General features: G+C 61.8%; 4 protein-coding genes. All 4 read right to left on the reverse strand.

Annotation, left to right across the window (positions count from 1 at the left end):
* Positions 1-342, reverse strand: a 342-nt coding sequence (locus tag ABYW26_RS12170; protein ID WP_372605168.1) for a ParA family protein, incomplete at its 3' end; no start/stop codon positions are given.
* The gene (gene rsmG, locus ABYW26_RS12175) at positions 335-943 is read right to left on the reverse strand and encodes a 16S rRNA (guanine(527)-N(7))-methyltransferase RsmG (protein ID WP_372605169.1); all 609 of its coding nucleotides are present in this window, start codon (positions 941-943) and stop codon (positions 335-337) included. The genes ABYW26_RS12170 and rsmG, both read right to left, overlap by 8 nt.
* Positions 940-2,805, reverse strand: coding sequence for a tRNA uridine-5-carboxymethylaminomethyl(34) synthesis enzyme MnmG (gene mnmG / locus ABYW26_RS12180; RefSeq protein ID WP_372605170.1), 1,866 nt, complete (start codon positions 2,803-2,805; stop codon positions 940-942). The genes rsmG and mnmG overlap by 4 nt, the downstream gene beginning before the upstream one ends.
* A gap of 12 nt (positions 2,806-2,817) precedes the next feature.
* A partial coding sequence (locus ABYW26_RS12185; protein WP_372605171.1) for a GTPase occupies positions 2,818-3,439 on the reverse strand: 622 nt, incomplete at its 5' end.

The following is a 3,439-nucleotide window of genomic DNA, read 5'->3' on the forward strand; positions in this document are numbered from 1 at the left end:
ATAGCTGCGCTTTTCGTTCGAAACCATTTCGATATCGGCCGAGCTAAGGTCCGTCGTCGCGGGCGCAATCAGCAGGCCATCGATATTTGTGGCCCGGATCACGTCGCGCAGCGGCGCGTCGTCCAGCAGCAGATCATAGGTGGTAAAATCGCGCTGATCGGCCTCGATCCCCAAGCCGGTCGAGGCATTCCCCTGCGGATCAAGGTCGACGATCAGCACGGTCAGCCCTTCGGCCACCAGCGCCGCGGCCAGATTGATCGCGGTCGTGGTTTTGCCCACCCCGCCCTTCTGGTTCGCGACAGCAATGATTTTCGGGCCAATCGGCCGGGTAGGATCAGACATGCGCAAGCTCTCGAATGGCCAGAATAATGGCGTTTGAATCGGTAGTGCTGGGAAGTTTTTGAACTGTGAACCGCCAGTTTGCAACTGCTTCCGCGATCTCTTTGTCGTGGTTAGCACCTTTCAGGAAAAGCGCCACGCCATCAGGCGAAAGATGGCGATTCGCAAATTCCAGCAGCAAATCCAGCGCCGCCAGCGCCCGCGCTGACAGCACATCGGCATTTAGCGGCGGAACATCCTCGATTCGGGCGGCGATGACAGTGGCATTTGCGCCGGTCTCGCGCGCGACGGTGCGCAGGAAGGTTGCCTTGCGTTGATCGCTTTCGACCAGCGTGATCTGCATTTGCGGCGCGAATTCCAGCGCCAGAATGGCAACCACCATCCCCGGAAAACCGCCGCCGCTGCCCAGATCAACCCAATGCGCGGCATTTGGCGCCAGTTGGAAAATCTGTGCGGAATCGATGAAATGCCGGGTCCAGGCGTCGGCCAGCGTGGATTTGGCGACCAGATTGATCGCCGGATTCCACTTGTTCAGCAGGGCCTCATAGGTTTTCAGGTGCTGCAATGTTTCACGTGAAACATTCAGCCCGGCAAGATCGGTCATGCGGTTTTTCGCCCCCGCTGGCGAATTTTGCTCAGCAACAAGGTCAGCGCCGCTGGCGTCATCCCGTCAACGCGCCCCGCCTGCCCCAAGGTCGCCGGGCGCACGCGGGTCAGTTTCAGGCGCAGCTCGTTCGACAGGCCTTGCAGGTTCGTATAATCGAAATCGCCGGGAATGATCTGGGCCTCGTCGCGCTTCATCGCGGCGACATCCATTTCCTGACGCTTGATATAGTTCGAATACAACGCATCGCGGGCGATCTGATCGCGGATTTCAGGCGCGACGTCCGTCAGCGCCGGTTCAAGATTGGCCACCTGATCAAAGCTGACATCGGGGAACGACAGCAGGTCAAAGCCCGACCGGCGGGTGCCATCGGCGCTGATCTTGATGCCCGAGTCGGTGATCTGTTTCGGGGTCAACGACATCGCGTCCAGAATTTCGCGGGCCTGACCGATGGCCTCCATCTTGTCGCCAAAGGCGCGGCGGCGGGCCTCGCCGACGCAGCCCAGATCCAGCCCCATCGGCGTCAGGCGCTGGTCGGCATTGTCGGCGCGCAGGCTCAGGCGGAACTCGGCGCGCGAGGTGAACATGCGGTAAGGTTCGGTCACGCCGCGGGTCACCAGATCGTCGATCATCACGCCGATATAGCTGTCTGTGCGGCTGAAAAGCACCGGATCGCGACCCAAAGCGGACAGGCCGGCATTCAGGCCAGCGACCATCCCTTGCGCGGCGGCCTCCTCATATCCTGTGGTTCCGTTGATCTGACCCGCAAGATATAGTCCCGGAACGTCCTTAACGCCCAGCGTCGAGGCCAGCGCGCGCGGATCGACATAGTCGTATTCGATGGCGTAACCCGGTTGCAGGATCACCGCCTGCTCAAGCCCGGCGATCGAGTGCACATAGTCGTGCTGAACGTCCTCGGGCAGCGAGGTCGAGATGCCGTTCGGATAGACCGTGTGATCGTCCAGCCCTTCGGGCTCAAGGAAAATCTGGTGCGAATCCTTATCGGCAAAGCGCACGACCTTGTCTTCGATCGACGGGCAATAGCGCGGACCGACACCTTCGATATGGCCGCCATACATCGCCGAGCGCTCAAGGTTGTCGCGGATGATCTGGTGGGTTTTCGTGTTGGTGTGGGTGATGCCACAGGACACCTGCCGCACGAAAGGCGTCTTGTTCAGGAAGGAAAACAGCACCGGTTCTTCATCGCCGGGCTGCGCGCCAAGACTGTCCCAATCAATCGTGCGGCCATCCAGTCGTGGCGGCGTGCCGGTTTTCAGACGGCCCAGCGGCAGGCCGAAACCGTCGATCCGCTCGGCCAGCTTGACCGACGGCTTGTCGCCCATCCGGCCGCCGGGGCGTTTGACGTCACCGATATGGATGACGCCACGCAGGAAAGTGCCGGTGGTCAGCACGACCGAGGCGGCGCTCAGTTCAGACCCATCGGCCAGAACCACGCCAGCAACAGCATCGCCGCGCATCATCAGATCGGTGGCTTCACCCTCAACCACAGTCAGGCCTGGGGTTGCGGCGATAAAGGCCTGCATGGTTTCGCGATAAATCTTGCGGTCCGCTTGGGTGCGCGGCCCCTGCACCGCAGGCCCTTTGCGGCGGTTCAACAGCCGGAACTGGATGCCGGCGCGGTCGGCGACCTGCCCCATCAGCCCGTCCATTGCATCAACTTCGCGCACCAGATGACCCTTGCCCAAGCCGCCAATCGCCGGATTGCAGGACATGACACCTATGCCATCGCGGCGCAGCGTTACCAGTGCGGTGCGCGCACCAAGGCGCGCCGCCGCATGGGCCGCGTCGGCGCCGGCATGACCGCCGCCAATTACCACAACATCAAAGTCGAGATGTTTCACGTGAAACACTCCTTACTTGCCAAGGCAGAAGCTGGCGAAAATCTCATCGAGAATATGTTCGACATCGACCCGACCCACGAGGGAATCAAGCGCCCGAATTGCGGTTCTCAGGTCTTCGGCGGCCAGCTCTGCACAGTCCGGGCCACGTAATACCTGATTCCGCGCCGCAGAAATAGAGGTCAGCGCATGAACAATCGCCAGCCTGTGGCGTTCGCGCGTCGCGGTGGCGGCGCGGGCAGCGCGGGTTTCAAGCCGGCTGGTGATTTGCGCGATCAATTCAGCCACGCCTTCACCGGTTTTTCCCGACACCGCAGGGCCGTCGCCATGGGCAAGATCGGCCTTGCCGTGCAGCACGATGTCATCAACATCCGGCGTCAGCCCAAGGGTCGAGCCGTTGGAATCCAACAGGAAAACCCGCAGATCGGCGGCGCTGGCACGTTCCTTGGCGCGGTCGATGCCGATGCCTTCGACAACGTCGTCGGTATCGCGCAGACCGGCGGTGTCCAACACCGTTACCGGCAGGCCGTGCAGGTCCATCCGCACCTCGATCACGTCGCGGGTGGTGCCCGCAAATTCCGAAGTAATCGCCGCCTCGCGCCCGACCAGCGCGTTCAGCAAGGTCGATTTTCCGGCG

The organism is Actibacterium sp. (assembly GCF_041584535.1).
In the GTDB taxonomy this organism is placed as follows: Bacteria; Pseudomonadota; Alphaproteobacteria; order Rhodobacterales; family Rhodobacteraceae; genus Actibacterium_D.

Bases quoted from the DNA above. Each gene is read 5' to 3' on its own strand.
- rsmG (WP_372605169.1), bottom strand. From the start codon at position 943: ATGACCGATCTTGCCGGGCTGAATGTTTCACGTGAAACATTGCAGCAC.